We start from the raw sequence: 15,826 nt of genomic DNA on the forward strand, positions 1-15,826 counted from the left end.
ATTATTTATCCTCCACTAAAAAGACCTCATCACGAAGTGATGAAGTCAGAAATTTACTATATTCTTTTATAAAAAATTATGTTTGTTCCCTGCTGATTTTCTAGCCTTTAAAGATTTATTTTCTTTTTCCTTCTAGTCCAGTAAAAAATAAATAAGAGAATAAACCAAACGGGTGTCAACAATAAGGCTGGGCGCGTCGCGTCAGAAAACAGCATAATAACAAGAATCACCGCAAACAAAGCTAACACAACATAGTTTATGAATGGTGTTAACGGTGCTTTGAATGCTGATGCTGCATGCAGATGCGGACACTTCTTTTTATACCTTAGATGGCAAATGAGAATGATACTCCACACCCAAATAAAACAAATAGCGCTAATGGTCGTGACAATGCCGAAAGCTTGGTCTGGTATAAGTTTGCTTAAAAGAGCTCCCGCTGAGATGACCAGCGTAGATACAAACAATCCGTTGCTTGGTACGTGGTTTTTGTTCAGTTTTGCAAACTTAGATGGCCCTTGGTCATTTTTACTTAAATTATATAAGATACGGCTTGTTGAAAACATTCCGCTATTACAGGCAGAAGCGGCTGAAGTTAGTACAACAAAATTAATAATTCCAGCAGCAAGCGGAATTCCGACTAAACTAAAGGTTTTAACAAATGGGCTTTCTGCTGCATTTAATTCCATCCACGGATTAATAAACAACAGAACGATAAGCGCTCCAACATAGAAAAATAAGATTCGCAGAGGAATTTTATTAATGGCCGATGGAATATTTTTTTGGGGGTTTGATGTTTCTGCTGCCGATACCCCTACCAATTCAACCCCAACGTATGCGAATATAACCATTTGGAATGAAAGTAAGAAACCTGAAACCCCATTTGGAAACAGCCCTCCATGATTCCAAAGGTTTTGAACAGTAACGGATCCCGCGTCTGTTTTAAATCCCATTACCAGCAAAATAACGCCAATAATAATTAATGCAAGAATCGTAATAACCTTTATTAAAGCAAACCAAAACTCTAATTCTCCAAATAATTTTACGGTTAATAAGTTAAGACCTAATAAAATGATTACACAAATAAGTGCGGGAATCCACTGAGGAATATTGAACCAATATTTCACATATACGCCAACTGCAATGACATCAGCCATAGCTGTCATAATCCAGCAAAACCAGTAGGTCCATCCCGTTACAAATGACGCCCATGGTCCAAGATACTCTTCAGCAATATCAGTTAACGATTGATAACCTGCTTTAGACAGCAGTAGTTCTCCTAGCGCTCTCATCACAAAGAAAAGCGCAATACCAACAATTAAATAAGCAAAGATGATAGAGGGACCTGCAAGCTGTATTGCTTTACCAGAACCTAAAAACAAGCCCGTACCGATGGTTCCCCCAATCGCAATTAGCTGAACATGACGATTGGATAAATCCCTCTTTAATTCTCGTTGTTCCAACTCTAACTCCTCCTAACAATAAAACCTTTGATGCGATCGTGCGGACTACAAATAAAGTCCAATAAAAAAAGAGATTGGATGCGCTCCAATCTCATGGTCATAAGAATAACAAATATTAAGGTACATGCTACCAATTAGTAACATGCCAAATAAATATCCGGTACTCTTCTGTCCTTTTGCCTGAGATTGTGAACCCTTCGGCGTCGCGAAACTATCGCGATCTCTCCAGAAGCTGCTCCTGCTATAGTGTGATCCATAGCAATCATAGCTTTCTACGTATTCAATTTTTCAATCAATAGAATGACTGTCGAATAGTTGTTTATTCTAATACCAGTTGGATGCTTTGTCAACAGGAAAGATTACTTTCATTTATTTACCTTCTTCGAAAGAAGGTAATTGAACAGTTTCAATCGTCAACTTAGCATCCTTTTCCTCACGCTACCTGAGTCCTTGCGGGAACCTGAACACATTAAACGGATCATACTTTTTGTTGACTCTTTCTAATCTCTCTGCATTGTCTCCAAAATACTCACGCTCGTAGTTTCTAAGGTTGCTGATAGGAAAATTCACATAGGAACCTACCGTAATACTTTTAATATATTGAAATCGCTTATAAAGCCACTCTCTGTTGACTCTTGCAAATACATCTTCTGTCCATACAGACTGAACCCCTATAATATATCTGGCGCCCCTATAGAAAAAAGCCGTTTCTCTTTTACCAACACTGCGGATTTCTCCTCCTAGTGCATAAAAAGAAATCGCCGCATAAACAGAACCTTCTGCTGGACGCTGGATAAGATCTGTAAGATTTTCAAGCTCACCACGTGAATAGCTTCTGTGCACAAATCGTCCCGTTGACTTAAATTTTTCAGACGGAGGATAGGTTGCTTCTATTTTTTTTACAGCTTCAAGAAAAGATAATGATTCCAGCTCTACTCGAAACCCTTCTACTTTTGGAAAAGGCTGCAAAATCTTCCGGGCTCTTTCTGGGGAGCCGTAAAAGAAACCGTTCGCAAATATGCCTAACCCTTCTCCTTCAGCATTATAAAAGCTTGCAACTAGCGTCATACGTTTGTCCAGTTCAGGCAGCCAGTTTTGCCATATATTCATCACTTGCGCCTGCTTCTCTTTTGTAGTACCTACATAAAAGAATCGAACGAGCGTCACAGAGCTGTTCGTTGGCTTTGGAAGCTGAAACTTCATGCTCACCACAACGCCAAAGTTACCGCCACCGGATAGTTTATCTTAAAGGCATTAACCCTCTTATGTAATTTCTCTTTAGCGATGTAACACTTTCCAAGACTAGACTTTATGGGAATTTCATCTCACTATACTAAGATATTTTTTACACTAAAAGAACAGATGAAGAGTACAGCTCAAAAAAAAAGAGCAGAATCTAATCTGCCCTTTACTCTTTTTCTATTCATTTTTTTAACGTCAAACTCACCACATTCTCCACGTGCGCGGTATGAGGAAACATATCAACAGGCTGAATGTAATCAACATGATAAGCCTTCGACAGCTGCTGCACATCTTTCGCTAATGTGGATGGATTACAAGATACGTAAACCACTTTCTTTGGCTTTACTTGTAAAATCGTTTTTAGAAGCTTGTCATCACAGCCTGTTCGCGGCGGGTCAACAACGATAACGTCTGGCTTCCAGCCTTCTTTTACCCACTGCGGCATCCATTTTTCAGCTGGACCCGTCACATATGTGGCATGTTCAAATCCATGATCTTTGGCATTTTTTCGCGCGTCTACAATGGATTCTTCAATCGTGTCCATTCCGCGAATTTCTTTGGCATCTTTAGCAAGCCATAAGCCAATTGTCCCTACTCCGCAGTAAGCATCTACAATTTTTTCACTGCCTGTTAGCGCAGCTGCTTTTTTCACCTCGTCATACAGCTTCACTGTTTGAAGAGGATTCAACTGGAAAAATGCACGCGCTGAAAGTTCGAATGAAATATCGCCTAACGTTTCTTGAATCACCGATTTTCCAGATAGCGTAAACGTTTCGTCTCCAAAGATAAGCGATGTTTTTTGACCGTTTACGTTTTGTACGAGCGATTTCACTTCCGGTAGACGGCGCTTAATTTCTTTAATCAGCAGCTCTTTTTTCGGAATTTCTTGTTTGGCCGTAATCAAGACAACTTGCACTTCACCCGTTTCAAATCCTACTCGAGATACGATGGTACGTACAATACCACGGCGTTTGCGCTCATTGTAGATAGGAATTTGAAGATCTTGTAAAATTCGTTTTATTTCTTTTGTCACGTGATTTGTGGCTCTATGCTGAATCGGACAGTTTTCAATGTCAATCAGTCGATGAGAATTCAGTCCGTACAAACCAGCGATAACTTTTTGTTTATCCACACCTACTTGGAACTGTGATTTATTACGATAGCCCCAAGGATCTTCCATGCCAATTGTTTGGCGTGTTTTTTCCTCTACTTTTTTTAATGAACTGTGACGTTCGAACGCTTGCAGAACAATATCGCGCTTAGATTCTAGCTGACCTTCATAGGATAAGTGCTGAAGCTGACAGCCTCCGCACTGCTCGTAAATAGGACAGGGTGCTTCTACGCGGTGAGGAGATTTTTTGCGAATTCGCTTAATTTTCCCTTCGGCAAACTTTTGCTGAACATTTGTTGCTTCTACAACCACTTCTTCATTTGGTAAGGCTCCTGGTACAAAAACGACTTGGCGCTTAAAATATCCTACGCCTTCTCCATTAATACCAAGTCTTTTTATCGTCAACGGAAATGTTTGTCCTTTTTGAACTTTCATTTCAGTTTTTGGTTTATTCATGAGACCAACTCCGATTAGTTTAAATTCTTTATATAGTTATTAACGGTCTTTAGCTGCTTAAAACCTATTAGACCGTATCGCTTTAAAAAAGACATCAACGCATATTATAACACTTCAACAGCAAAAAACCGACAGGAGAAACATTCCCGTCGGTTTTTATCTTTATTTCTTTTTAGAAGGACTTTTCTTCGTTTGTTTGCGTTCGTTCATTAAATCATCAATGCTTTTAAACGTATAGCCCTGCTTTTTTAAATCCACAATCGCTTGATCTAACGCATCTGCGTTATCCTTTGAAACGGTATGCAGAAGCATGATCGCACCTGGATGTATTTGAGCCATCATATTGTCGTATGAGTAGCGCCAGCCTTTTTGTTCATTCACTTTCCAGTCAACGAATGCAAGTGACCAAAATACGTTTGTATAGCCCTCTTGCTTTGAAAGAGCTAGCGTTCGTTCGCTGAATACCCCTCTAGGTGAGCGAAGGTATTTCATTTCATCACGACCCGTAATATTCTTGTATTCATCTTTTACTTTTTGCAATTCCTCTTTAAAACGTGCGTCATCCACTTGAGTTAAGTCAGGGTGATGCCACGAATGATTCCCGACAATATGCCCTTCTTTTACCATTCGCTTAATAAGTTTAGGCTCTTCTTTTAAATAGTGTCCTGTTACAAAGAACGTGGCAGGAACTTTTCTTTTTTTGAGAACGTCTAATACCTGCGGTGTATAACCATTTTCATAACCGTTATCAAACGTTAAGTAAATATTTTTTTTATTTGTATCTCCAAGGTAAAAAGCATCATACTTAGCAAGAATTTGTTCATAAGCTGTACCTGCAGATGCGGGCTTGTGATTTTTACTTTTTTGAAATCCCCAGCTGATCGGAGTGTTTGGATACATTTGTGCTTCAACAGATGCTATGCCTGTTGACATCACGAATAAAAAAACGAGAAAAAAGGTGAACCGGCGCATAAGAAGCTCCTTTCGGAAGTCATTTTACGCTTAGTATCTACTCAATTTTCTCGTTCATGAACGTTACTTTTTACCATACGCTCCGGACGTATGATTATTTAAATACCGGTTCTTTAAATTGCTCAAGCTTTTCAAATGAAGACTTGTCTACATCTGCATGCAAGCTGTTTCCATGTGAATCCATCGTCACTACAGCTGTAAAGCCTTCTACTTTTAAATGCCACATTGCTTCAGGAATACCAAACTGCATCAAATCAACGCCTTCTACGCTCTTGATACAATCAGCATAGTACTGTGCAGCTCCTCCGATCGCATTTAAGTATACACCGCCATGCTCTTGAAGAGCAGCAAGCGTTTTAGGACCCATACCGCCTTTACCGATAACCGCGCGGATACCAAATTTCTTCATAATATCCCCTTGGTAAGGTTCTTCACGGATACTTGTTGTTGGTCCTGCAGCGGTTACGTGCCATTTTTCGTCTTCGTCCTTTAACATAACCGGACCACAGTGATAAATGATTTGTCCATTTAAATCAATTGGTGCATCGTGATCTGTTAAATGTTTATGGATAGCATCGCGTCCTGTATACATCATACCGTTGATGCGCACCACGTCACCAACTTTTAATTCACGAATTTGCTCTTCTGTAATAGGTGCTTGTAATACAACTTCTTTTGTTTCATCCGCATTTTGTTTCTCTTCGGCGCCTGCATTTTTATTAAAATCTACTTCTTCGCCTTCTTGATACAGCCACTCTTGAACACTTCCTGTATCAGCGTTGATTTTAATACCTAAGCGACGGTAAGCCCAGCAGTTATAGGCAACTGACACATAGAAGCTAGCAGGGATACGATTGATTACACCGACTTTACAGCCAAGTAATGTCGTTTCTCCACCGAAGCCCATCGTACCGATTCCTAACTTATTGGCATTTTCCATAATATACTCTTCTAATTCTTTCAGCTGAGCGTTTGGATTTTCGTCATCTAAGTTTCGGAACAGCTGCTCTTTTGCTAATTCATAGCCTGTTGTACGGTCGCCACCGATTCCAACACCAATGACGCCGGCACTACAGCCTTGACCTTGTGCTTGATACACAGAGTGCATCACACATTTACGAATGCCGTCTAAATCACGGCCAGCTCTACCTAAACCTTCTACTTCACAAGGCAGGCTGTACTGAATGTTTTTATTTTCACAGCCGCCGCCTTTTAGAATAAGACGCGCATCAATATAGTCATTTCCCCACTGTTCAAACTTAATAACCGGCGTGCCGCCGCCTAAATTATTACCGCTGTTTTCTCCCGTTAACGAATCTACGGAGTTAGGGCGAAGCTTTCCGTGCTTTGTTGCTTCTTCAATTGCCCAATAAATCGCTTCTTTAATTTGAAGCTGATTCACTCCTACAGGGGTTTTAATTTTAAATGTTGGCATACCCGTATCTTGACAAATTGGCGATAAATTATCATCCGCCATCTTAATATTATTGGTAATGGTCGCTAAAGACATTGCTGCACGCGTTCCTGCATTTTCACGCGCTTTTGCCTTTGCGATAGCACGTCGAACGTCTTTTGGCAATTTTGTAGATGTTTCAACAATTAAATCGTACATGCTTTGTTTTAAAGCTTCAATCATCACTTAATTCCTCCCATATCCCGCTAATGTATGTATTTATCTATCTGTCGTACAACTTTCAAAATTTATTATACTCCTTCAAAAATTGTTTCGAAAGACCTTTATAGGAGGATTTCCACTTCAAGCAAAAAAGCGCTAGTTTTTCTAGCGCTTTTTTCTTTGTTCATTCTTTATCTTTTTTAAACTGCTCACATTTTGCTTCGAGGTCATCAATCATCGTAATCAAACGGTCAATGTCTTCTAGGTCTGTGTTTTCAGGCTCCATAGAGTCTAATACGTGTACAAACATATTTAAACGATCTTTTAAATAACGTACTTGTGAATCTTTATCTCGAACGGCGTTTCCCATTTTAAACCCTCCTGATATAGCTTTTCATTCGTATTTCCTTATATCCTAACGAATACTTTCATATTTGACAACTAAAAGCAATAAAATCCATAATAGTCACTGGTGTCCGTTTTGAATGAGACGTATAATTTAGTCTAGCAGGACGGACCGTGAGATGTTTTCATCATCATTTCACTTTACGGAAAAATAAAAGGAGTTTTTTTATGGCCACTTTACAACGAATTACCCCGGAGTTCGATCCGTGGGAAGCGTATTTAGATATGAAACAATATGGCAAACCGACGCTTACAAACGTTGAATTCACCACAACGACGCTTTGTAATATGCGATGTGAGCATTGCGCAGTTGGATATACGCTGCAGCCAAAAGACCCAAAAGCACTGCCGCTTGATTTAATTTTAAAACGCCTCGATGAAATTCCAACTCTTCGAGCGTTAAGCATTACGGGCGGAGAGCCGATGATGTCTCTATCTTCTGTGAAAAATTATGTGGTGCCTTTATTAAAGTATGCACATGAACGAGGTGTCCGTACACAGATTAATTCAAATTTAACATTAGATCTTGCTCGTTACGAACAAATCATTCCTTATTTAGATGTTTTACATATTTCTCACAACTGGGGAACGATGGACGATTTTGTGGAAGCTGGCTTTGCAATGATGGAGCGAAAGCCTACTTATGAGCAGCGCGCCAAATATTTCGATCGTATGATTGAAAACAGCCGCGCGCTTGTAAAAGCGGGTGTAACCGTATCAGCTGAAACGATGTTAAATAAACGTACGCTTCCTCACATGGAAAAGATTCATCGTCAAATTGTTGATGAAATGCTTTGTCAGCGTCACGAAGTACACCCTATGTATCCAAGTGACTTTGCTAGCACTCTAGAAACATTATCTCTTCCTGAAATGCGTAAAGCTATTCATCACCTTCTTGATATTCGAGATGAAAATGTGTGGATGTTATTCGGCACGCTGCCGTTTTATGCATGCAGTAATAATGAGGAAGACTTATCGCTTTTACAGCGCTTGTATAGCAGTAAAAATGTAACCGTTCGAAACGATCCAGACGGGCGCTCTCGCCTAAATGTAAATATTTTCGACGGAGATATTATCGTAACGGACTTTGGTGATACGCCTCCTCTTGGCAACATTCAAGATACAAAGCTTACAGACGCTTTTGATATGTGGCAGCAAAGCACGATTTCTAAAGAACTTAGCTGTCATTGTTCAGCAGTGTCTTGTTTAGGACCTAATATTTTGGTGAAAAACAGCTATTATCAAGATACTGATTTTAGCAAACTCCAAGCGAGCATTACAAAATAACAAAAAAAGAGATTCCATCGTGGGAATCTCTTTTTTGTTATCTCGGCTGGTTATAAGCTCCAAAGCTTAAGGAAACATAATCTTGTACTGGAATCCATGCTCCAATTCCTTGAGACGTTACATTTCTCACCACAATTGAGCGCTTGCTGCCTTTTACTGTAACATACACTTCTCCATATGTTACTTTTCCCTTTTCACTTACAGCAGGCGTATACGCATACAGATAACCTACTTTTTTAGAAGCTACGTTATAGACCTGGTCTTTTTTCGTTCCGGCACCTACAAACGTTTGAAATGATAAAGTGAGCTTTGTTTTTTTAGCTGCTTCAATTAGCATCATTTGTTTAACATGATCAGGCTGAGGCACTTTTGCTGTTAATCCGCCTTTTACATGACTTTGATTTTCCTGACTGTACATCATTTTGTACTGAGTTTTTCCTGCTCTGTTATCATAATGATTTGTATTGATTCGCTGGTGTTGCCAGTTAACGTTTGTTTCTGTTGATTCGTAATTTAATGGCCACTGTCCTAAAAAGACGGTTGCTCTAAAACCAATTGCCCATGGAGTTTTAGAAATGTTTGATTCATTTAATATACGAATTAAATCAGGGTTTTCAATTTTTACATTTGATGTTTCAATGAGCTCTTTTGTAAACTCACTCGGCTGCAAATATGGCGTATCTTGACTAGCATTTGGATACGTATTTTCTTTTGAAATATTTAAAGCTGAAGAAGGCACGTTGATGGTAGGCTGAGCTGTTTTCGCAATAGCGATCTTCGTTGAACATGAAAATGAAATAATGATGGTAAACACAAATAAAAGCAATTTACGTAACATCTAGAAACTCCTTTCAACATCGTTAATGAATGCAACCATAGTTTTTTCAAACATCTCCTGTTTTATCCTGAATACCAAAAGGGAAATTCTTCTATTCACTTACACAAAAAGAATCCGAACGATTAATCGTTCGGATTCTTCCTTCAACTAAAACATGTTTGTCTCAGCCTCTTCTTTTTTAAATAAGATAAAAACCAATTCCCATAATAATATAAGCACCTAAAAGAGTTGCACCTTCGAACCAGTTTGTATCTCCGTCATTAGAAATAGCAATAGTTAAAAATACGGCCGTTACCATCGCAATCAACTCAGGCCAAGTAAAGACAAGAGACATTTGGTTTTCGAACATCAGCGAAACTAACACTAATATTGGTGCTACAAACATCGCGACTTGTAAAGTGGATCCCACAGCAATTTCAACAGCTACACCCATGCGGTTTTTAACGGCCATAATAATAGCCGAAGCGTGCTCTGCTGCGTTTCCAACAATCGCTACAATGATGACCCCGATGAACAGCTCACTCCACCCAAAACTTTCCGATACAATTTCGATTGTACTAACCAAGCTTTCGGATACGTAAGCTACAGCTAACGTAGATAAAAATAGAACAGTAATCGCTTTCCACATTGACCATTCTGGCTCCTCATGTTCTTCCACTTCTTCACTTTTATGCTGATACACCCCTCGGTGCGTTACCAGCTTAAAAAATAACGCCGCTAAGTACAAGATGATGAGAATAATGGATATCCCCACACTCAGGGACATGGTCTTCGCTTCGTCCATTTCGCTAGCAAACACTTCAGGAATAACAAACGCAACGATAACGGCAAAGATCAATAATCCAGAATTATGTCTTGCATCATAGACATTAAATTCTTGACGCTTAAATTTTAATCCCCCGATGAAGAATGAAAGACCGCCTACAAGAAGAAGATTTCCTAATACAGAACCGGTTAACGATGCAAGCACCACCGCTGTAAGACCTTCTTTTAGAGCAAAAATAGAAATAATTAATTCTACAGCGTTACCAAACGTAGCGTTTAATAGTCCGCCTATTCGAGGACCAGCTACAACAGCTAAACTCTCTGTTGCTCTCCCCATAAAAGCTGCGAGGGCAATGATTGTTAAACAGTAAATAATAAACATAAGAACATCTGACCAGTGCATCATGTGCCCAATAACAGATAGCGGCATCCCAAGAATAACCGCTATAAGAAAAATCCGATTGATCATCGATATGTACACCTACCTTATTCATTTTTTGACAACAAAATCAATCATATCAAATTAATGGAATTTGTATAGACTCACCGTCAATGTTAGTATTTTTAACCTATTTTTATAAATGATAAACCCTTAATTGATTTTTGATTAAGATAGTTAAAAATCAGCCAAACTACCAAGGGTGAAAAGATATAATAAGGAGTGAAAAAATGAGCAATAATGATGTAAAAAATCAAATTTTATCCGTACTGGATGACTATACAATTGGAACGTTAGCTACAATTCAAGATGGAAAGCCTTATTCACGCTTTATGATGTTTTTTCATGAAGATCTTGTGCTCTACACCGCCACCAATAAAGATACCCATAAAGTCGAAGAACTAGAAAAAAACCCTTATGTTCATATTTTGTTAGGCCATGATGGGCAAGGTTGGAGTGATCCGTATGTAGAGGTAGAAGCCAAAGTAAATGTAGAAACAAACGAAGAATTAAAAAAGAAATTTTGGAATAAAAAGTTAAAAGAGTGGATTAAAAGTCCAGATGACCCAAATTATTTGCTTCTTCAGCTGACTCCTGAACGCATGCGCTATTTTGATAAAGCCGGCAGCAAACCGAAGGACATATGAGATTGAGATGTAGCTAAGTCCATCCATCTAAAGACGAGCAAATGGGTGCAAAGAGCTGCACCGCTTGTAATAACACCATAAAAAATCCGAACGAGTTTGATTCATCGTTCGGATCTTCTTCAGCTAAAATACTTTTGTCCCAACCTCATTTAATTTCGAAGGTTTCTGTCACTTCAATGCTGTCAATAACCGACTGTAGCATCGAACAATTTTTTCGTGCTAGCTCAATTGATTTTTCAATTTTGTCTAATGGAAGCTCTTCTCCTGTAATGATATAGTGCAAATGAATTTTTTCGATTCGTCCCGCTTTTTCATCATTTCGCGTCACACCAGCTTGGATGCGTAAATCAGAAAAAGCAATTCTTTTTTTCTCTAGAATCTTTCTTAACACGCCTCCGCTGCAAACAGCAATGGACGATACCATTAGCTGATACGGACGAAAGCCATACTCTTCATCTCCGGCGATATGTAGCTCTCCATAAGGAAAATTTGTTGTAAATCCCGCCTCTTTTTTCATGTTAAATTCCATTTCCTTCACTCCTTTACTTCATTATAAACCGCTTTTTATATAACCAACTACTCTCAATGCGGATACTTGTTACACGGTCACCATAAAAAGATCCGAACGAATTTGATTCTCCATCAAGAATCTCGATTCATCGTTCGGATCTTCCTACAGCTAAAATACTTTTGTCTCAGTCTTTTTTATGACTCTGTGTTAAATTAATTTTCCGGCGCGAATATCATTTGTCATTCCTTCGTAAGGCGCTTGAGCGATAACTTCCTCATTGTTCGCTCCGACATTTTTGATAAATGTAATGTCAGCAAATTCGGGTACAATGTATTTAGGATATGTTTCGTATTTTTCACGGGATTCATGCATTAAATCAAGATGGTCATTTTGATAGCACACGGTAATTTCAGGATGTTCATGTACCCATTTTGGGAAGAAAATAATGCCGTGCATCCGTTTTTCATGAGGCATAAAGTTCAAAGATACATCTGTTCCAGTCGGTTCAGTCCACGATACTTTATATACACCTTCTGTTAATTTCACAATATCTACTTTCTGGTCGCGAACCCATCGTCCTGCCACCATTCCGCTATGAATACGGTAATCGATTGTATTTTCGTTTTTGATATAAATTTCATATTCCCATCCGTTTTCGTATGTGTAAATCATATGATTTCCAATAAATTTTTCCATTTTTATATCGCTCCTTTGATTTATAACACTTTGTATATGTCTGACACCACGCGATCTAAGTGTCTCACAGCAGTGCCTAGAAAAACGCAGTTGTGTAAGCGTTTATATTTTGCACTTCCTGTATGGCCAATGACACTCGTTGTACCGACATTGATTGTGAATGTCGCTATTTTCTTAAGCACTGTTTGTATTCTAGCGATCGACGTTTACTTGTAAATTAAAACATGTAACTATTTACATGTTTTATTCTACTTTCCTTATAAAAAGATGTCAAATTAACAGCACAGCACCTCTACATCCTTGTCAATAAAGCGTTTTCCTTGTACGATTAAACAGTTGGATTTACAAAATATAGATAAAAAGAGGTTGAATGCTATGAGTGCTACTCATAAACAACGTTTCTGGATTTTAGTTAGCCTTGTCGCCATTTCTGGATTCAGCCAAGGTATGCTGCTTCCTTTAATTGCTATTATTTTTGAGAAAGATGGTCTTTCTTCTACTATAAACGGATTAAACGCAACTGGATTGTATCTAGGTATTTTATTTATTTCTCCTTTCATGGAAGGGCCGCTTCGCAGATACGGATATAAACCAATTATCGCAGCAGGGGGACTTTTAGTTATTGTATCTTTAGCTTTGTTTCCCCTGTGGAAATCTGTTGTTTTTTGGTTTGTGCTCCGTTTATTTATTGGAATAGGAGATCACGCGCTGCACTTTGGTACTCAAACGTGGATTACATCGTCTTCACCTGCTGATAAACGAGGTCGAAACATTTCATTGTACGGGCTTTTTTTCGGTATTGGTTTTGCTATTGGCCCTTTAATGACGCCGTTAATTGAAATTAATCAAGCGCTTCCTTTTATGATTTCTTCAGCTCTTTGCCTCATAACATGGGTGTTTTTATTTTTGATAAAAAATGAATTTCCCCTACAGGAAGTGGAGGTTAATTCATTAAAAGAAACGGCTAAGCGATTTTCTAAGGCGGCTAAGTATGCTTGGATTGCTTTTTTGCCGCCTTTTGGATATGGATTTTTAGAATCATCACTGAACGGAAGCTTTCCTGTATATGGCTTACGAATTGGTTTGCAAGTAGAGTTTATTTCACTGTTGCTGACTTCCTTTGCAGTTGGAGCTATTGTATTTCAGCTTCCTCTCGGAATATTGAGCGATAAATTTGGACGGAAATTGGTATTAGGATGGATTTTATCCATTGGAGCCGTTACGTTTTTTACAGCAAGCCTCTTGGAAGAGACCGCTATTCCATTAGTAGCTTGTTTATTTATAGCTGGCATGGTTGTAGGCTCGACGTTTAGTTTAGGAATCAGCTATATGACGGATTTGATTCCTGCTCGTCTACTGCCTACAGGTAATTTACTATGCGGCATTGCTTTTAGTATCGGAAGCCTTGCCGGCCCTTACATAGGTGGCACGTTTATTCAGTTCTTTCACCATATCAGCTTTTTTAATATTATTAGCGGGATGCTGGGCTTTATTTTTATTATTCTTTTTGTATTCGGACAAAAGATGCCTATGCAGCAAAAAACGAGCGAGAACCTATAGGTTCTCGCTCGTTCTTTAAACTTTTAGCGTTCGATGCTGAAGAGCTGATTTTTCAATTTGTATCGTGGTATGCTCAATGCCGCAGTGATCATGTACTAAATCGATGGCTTTTTGCAAAATTTGCTGACAATCTTTTTCATCTTCTACGTGCATATGACAGCTGAATGAGTCCAGTCCTGAAGTAATCGTCCAAATGTGTAAATCATGCACACCTTTGACTCCTTCAATATTTTCAAGAAGGTTTTTTATTTCACTGTGATCTACCCTTTCAGGAGAGCCTTCCATCAAAATATGAACGCTATGAGCAAGCACGCCCCAAGCGCTTTTTAAAATTAATACAGACACAACTACAGAAATAATAGGATCAGCAATATACCATCCAAACAGCATCATAAGAAGTCCAGCTACAATAGCTCCAATAGATCCTAAAGCATCTCCCAATACGTGTAAGTAAGCGCTGCGTAAATTTACATTTCCTTTTACATCTCCTTGTCTCATAAGTGACCATGCGCTGATTAAATTAGCGAGTAAACCAACAGTAGCAATCAGCATCATGCTGCCGCTTGCTACAGACTGCGGCTCTAATACGCGCTGATAGGCTTCATAGATGATAAATCCTGCTATTACAAACAGTGCCACTCCGTTAAAAAGAGCCGCTAATATTTCAAAACGATAATAACCGTACGTTTTTTTAGCCGATGCAGCTCGGTTAGCAAACCATATCGCTACAAGGCTAAGAGCAAGTGAGCTTGTATCAGAAAGCATGTGTCCGCTATCGGATAATAACGCTAAACTATTTGTAAAAAGCCCTCCAACAAACTCAAGAACCATAATACCCGCGGTGATAATGAGTGCAATTAACAGACCTTTTTTGTTGCCTTCACGCTGTGTATCAAAATGGTGATGGTGACCATGATGGTGGTGATGATCATGACCCATGCAAAGCCCCTCCTTTTATTCGTTATGTGCGCATTCTACGTGCTGAATTACTTGATGCAGTATTCCAACGACGTGTTCATCATCGTACGTATAGAAATACGTATTCCCTTCACGGCGATATTTTACTAAACGTAAATGACGCAAGTGAGTTAACTGATGTGAAATAGCTGATTGTGAAACACCAAGCACTTCAACCATATGACCGACTGAACACTCTTCTTGAAATAGCAAATAAAGAATTTTCATTCTCGTAGGATCTGAAATAGCTTTTAGTATTCTTGACGCTTCTTCTACTGTTTGAGGCGATAAAAACGAATGTTCATCTTTTTTCATAATATCTCTCCGTTCATTATATGCAAGTATATGAGCATATGTTCATATATAAATTATAAAACACTTTTTTCTATATAGTCAATTATTTACGTCTTTTTAAATTTTTTTGCCTATTTTAAAAAAAAATCCACACAAAATACTTTTTCTGTTATATAATACAATTAAATATAATAAACTGTATTAAAACAGATGGAGAGGAGAATAATAAATGAGCAGACAAGAACGCAAAAACATGATTACATTTATTGAAACAATGAAGGGGATTGACCGTGAAACCTTAATGTACATGACGGATGCCGATATCGAGCACATTTACACTTCCGCTTATAAATATTATGAAGAACATTTAGATATGTAGTACGTTTTTTACAGAATGCAGACGTCCAGCTGCATTCTGTTTTTATTTTTTAGGCGTTAGTCGTTACCTCCTTGCTTGTTCCGTGCTATACTATACTAAATATCCCAATTTAAAAGAGAAGAACTGAAAAAATGTGCTGCTATCGCTGAGATGGCAGCTTTCGTGCTTTTTTAGGGGTAATGATTGTGATTA

At 38.6% G+C, this 15,826-nt stretch carries 16 protein-coding genes and 1 riboswitch; of the genes, 4 read left to right on the forward strand and 12 right to left on the reverse strand.

Annotation, left to right across the window (positions count from 1 at the left end):
* Nucleotides 1–107: 107 nt before the first annotated feature.
* The 6 genes from POF52_RS22855 to POF52_RS22880 all read right to left on the reverse strand — a co-directional run bounded on the left by POF52_RS22855 (nucleotide 108) and on the right by POF52_RS22880 (nucleotide 7,226).
* Nucleotides 108–1,460, reverse strand: coding sequence for an amino acid permease (locus POF52_RS22855; RefSeq protein WP_271995160.1), 1,353 nt, complete (start codon nucleotides 1,458–1,460; stop codon nucleotides 108–110).
* A 158-nt stretch (nucleotides 1,461–1,618) separates the two neighbouring features.
* A riboswitch (glycine riboswitch) is annotated at nucleotides 1,619–1,699 on the reverse strand.
* A gap of 199 nt (nucleotides 1,700–1,898) precedes the next feature.
* A complete protein-coding gene (locus POF52_RS22860; protein WP_271995164.1) occupies nucleotides 1,899–2,663 on the reverse strand; it encodes a BBE domain-containing protein in 765 nt (254 codons plus the stop codon).
* Nucleotides 2,664–2,883: 220 nt separating this feature from the next.
* A complete protein-coding gene (gene rlmD / locus POF52_RS22865; RefSeq protein ID WP_271995166.1) occupies nucleotides 2,884–4,269 on the reverse strand; it encodes a 23S rRNA (uracil(1939)-C(5))-methyltransferase RlmD in 1,386 nt (461 codons plus the stop codon).
* Between the two features lie 162 nt (nucleotides 4,270–4,431).
* Entirely contained in the window at nucleotides 4,432–5,241 is an 810-nt protein-coding gene (pdaA, locus tag POF52_RS22870) for a delta-lactam-biosynthetic de-N-acetylase (protein ID WP_176585491.1), read from the reverse strand.
* Nucleotides 5,242–5,335: 94 nt separating this feature from the next.
* Nucleotides 5,336–6,877, reverse strand: coding sequence for a fumarate hydratase (locus POF52_RS22875; protein ID WP_271995311.1), 1,542 nt, complete (start codon nucleotides 6,875–6,877; stop codon nucleotides 5,336–5,338).
* A gap of 163 nt (nucleotides 6,878–7,040) precedes the next feature.
* On the reverse strand, nucleotides 7,041–7,226 hold the full coding sequence (locus tag POF52_RS22880; RefSeq protein ID WP_013081532.1) for an SE1561 family protein: 186 nt from the start codon (nucleotides 7,224–7,226) through the stop codon (nucleotides 7,041–7,043).
* 203 nt (nucleotides 7,227–7,429) lie between these two features.
* On the opposite strand from POF52_RS22880, the gene yfkAB reads away from it, so the two are divergent.
* Nucleotides 7,430–8,548 carry a radical SAM/CxCxxxxC motif protein YfkAB gene (gene yfkAB / locus POF52_RS22885; RefSeq protein ID WP_271995170.1) on the forward strand — a complete coding sequence of 373 codons (1,119 nt, stop codon included), beginning with the start codon at nucleotides 7,430–7,432 and terminating at the stop codon, nucleotides 8,546–8,548.
* A 37-nt stretch (nucleotides 8,549–8,585) separates the two neighbouring features.
* On the opposite strand, the gene POF52_RS22890 is transcribed toward yfkAB, so the two are convergent.
* On the reverse strand, nucleotides 8,586–9,386 hold the full coding sequence (locus tag POF52_RS22890) for a YfkD family protein (protein ID WP_271995172.1): 801 nt from the start codon (nucleotides 9,384–9,386) through the stop codon (nucleotides 8,586–8,588).
* A gap of 178 nt (nucleotides 9,387–9,564) precedes the next feature.
* Complete coding sequence (gene cax / locus POF52_RS22895) at nucleotides 9,565–10,620, reverse strand: calcium/proton exchanger (RefSeq protein WP_271995174.1); 1,056 nt, start codon at nucleotides 10,618–10,620, stop codon at nucleotides 9,565–9,567.
* 200 nt (nucleotides 10,621–10,820) lie between these two features.
* On the opposite strand from cax, the gene POF52_RS22900 reads away from it, so the two are divergent.
* Nucleotides 10,821–11,237, forward strand: coding sequence for a pyridoxamine 5'-phosphate oxidase family protein (locus POF52_RS22900; RefSeq protein WP_271995176.1), 417 nt, complete (start codon nucleotides 10,821–10,823; stop codon nucleotides 11,235–11,237).
* Between the two features lie 145 nt (nucleotides 11,238–11,382).
* On the opposite strand, the gene POF52_RS22905 is transcribed toward POF52_RS22900, so the two are convergent.
* Together POF52_RS22905 and POF52_RS22910 are read right to left on the reverse strand one after the other, a co-directional pair.
* Nucleotides 11,383–11,766 (reverse strand): OsmC family protein, encoded by a 384-nt coding sequence (locus tag POF52_RS22905; RefSeq protein ID WP_271995178.1) that lies wholly within the window; start codon nucleotides 11,764–11,766, stop codon nucleotides 11,383–11,385.
* A 189-nt stretch (nucleotides 11,767–11,955) separates the two neighbouring features.
* Nucleotides 11,956–12,444 (reverse strand): phenolic acid decarboxylase, encoded by a 489-nt coding sequence (locus tag POF52_RS22910; protein ID WP_013081526.1) that lies wholly within the window; start codon nucleotides 12,442–12,444, stop codon nucleotides 11,956–11,958.
* 366 nt (nucleotides 12,445–12,810) lie between these two features.
* On the opposite strand from POF52_RS22910, the gene POF52_RS22920 reads away from it, so the two are divergent.
* Nucleotides 12,811–14,004: an MFS transporter gene (locus POF52_RS22920; protein ID WP_334314414.1), complete on the forward strand. Its 1,194-nt coding sequence runs from the start codon at nucleotides 12,811–12,813 to the stop codon at nucleotides 14,002–14,004.
* 15 nt (nucleotides 14,005–14,019) lie between these two features.
* Here the strand turns inward: POF52_RS22920 and POF52_RS22925 are convergent, their stop codons facing one another.
* Both POF52_RS22925 and POF52_RS22930 read right to left on the reverse strand, forming a co-directional pair.
* Entirely contained in the window at nucleotides 14,020–14,943 is a 924-nt protein-coding gene (locus POF52_RS22925; RefSeq protein ID WP_271995184.1) for a cation diffusion facilitator family transporter, read from the reverse strand.
* 15 nt (nucleotides 14,944–14,958) lie between these two features.
* Complete coding sequence (locus tag POF52_RS22930) at nucleotides 14,959–15,276, reverse strand: ArsR/SmtB family transcription factor (RefSeq protein ID WP_013081523.1); 318 nt, start codon at nucleotides 15,274–15,276, stop codon at nucleotides 14,959–14,961.
* 208 nt (nucleotides 15,277–15,484) lie between these two features.
* On the opposite strand from POF52_RS22930, the gene POF52_RS22935 reads away from it, so the two are divergent.
* Nucleotides 15,485–15,634, forward strand: a complete 150-nt coding sequence (locus tag POF52_RS22935; protein WP_013055132.1) for a BH0509 family protein — start codon at nucleotides 15,485–15,487, stop codon at nucleotides 15,632–15,634.
* Nucleotides 15,635–15,826 lie beyond the last annotated feature (192 nt).

The sequence above is a fragment of the Priestia sp. AB genome, from assembly GCF_028369225.1.
Taxonomy (GTDB): Bacteria; Bacillota; Bacilli; order Bacillales; family Bacillaceae_H; genus Priestia; species Priestia megaterium.

Excerpts from the sequence above, each read along its gene's own strand:
- POF52_RS22860 (WP_271995164.1), bottom strand. The coding sequence starts at position 2,663 with ATGAAGTTTCAGCTTCCAAAGCCAACGAACAGCTCTGTGACGCTCGTT.
- rlmD (WP_271995166.1), bottom strand. The coding sequence starts at position 4,269 with ATGAATAAACCAAAAACTGAAATGAAAGTTCAAAAAGGACAAACATTT.
- pdaA (WP_176585491.1), bottom strand. The coding sequence starts at position 5,241 with ATGCGCCGGTTCACCTTTTTTCTCGTTTTTTTATTCGTGATGTCAACA.
- POF52_RS22875 (WP_271995311.1), bottom strand. The coding sequence starts at position 6,877 with ATGATTGAAGCTTTAAAACAAAGCATGTACGATTTAATTGTTGAAACA.
- POF52_RS22880 (WP_013081532.1), bottom strand. The coding sequence starts at position 7,226 with ATGGGAAACGCCGTTCGAGATAAAGATTCACAAGTACGTTATTTAAAA.
- yfkAB (WP_271995170.1), top strand. The coding sequence starts at position 7,430 with ATGGCCACTTTACAACGAATTACCCCGGAGTTCGATCCGTGGGAAGCG.
- POF52_RS22890 (WP_271995172.1), bottom strand. The coding sequence starts at position 9,386 with ATGTTACGTAAATTGCTTTTATTTGTGTTTACCATCATTATTTCATTT.
- cax (WP_271995174.1), bottom strand. The coding sequence starts at position 10,620 with ATGATCAATCGGATTTTTCTTATAGCGGTTATTCTTGGGATGCCGCTA.
- POF52_RS22900 (WP_271995176.1), top strand. The coding sequence starts at position 10,821 with ATGAGCAATAATGATGTAAAAAATCAAATTTTATCCGTACTGGATGAC.
- POF52_RS22905 (WP_271995178.1), bottom strand. The coding sequence starts at position 11,766 with ATGGAATTTAACATGAAAAAAGAGGCGGGATTTACAACAAATTTTCCT.
- POF52_RS22910 (WP_013081526.1), bottom strand. The coding sequence starts at position 12,444 with ATGGAAAAATTTATTGGAAATCATATGATTTACACATACGAAAACGGA.
- POF52_RS22925 (WP_271995184.1), bottom strand. The coding sequence starts at position 14,943 with ATGGGTCATGATCATCACCACCATCATGGTCACCATCACCATTTTGAT.
- POF52_RS22930 (WP_013081523.1), bottom strand. The coding sequence starts at position 15,276 with ATGAAAAAAGATGAACATTCGTTTTTATCGCCTCAAACAGTAGAAGAA.
- POF52_RS22935 (WP_013055132.1), top strand. The coding sequence starts at position 15,485 with ATGAGCAGACAAGAACGCAAAAACATGATTACATTTATTGAAACAATG.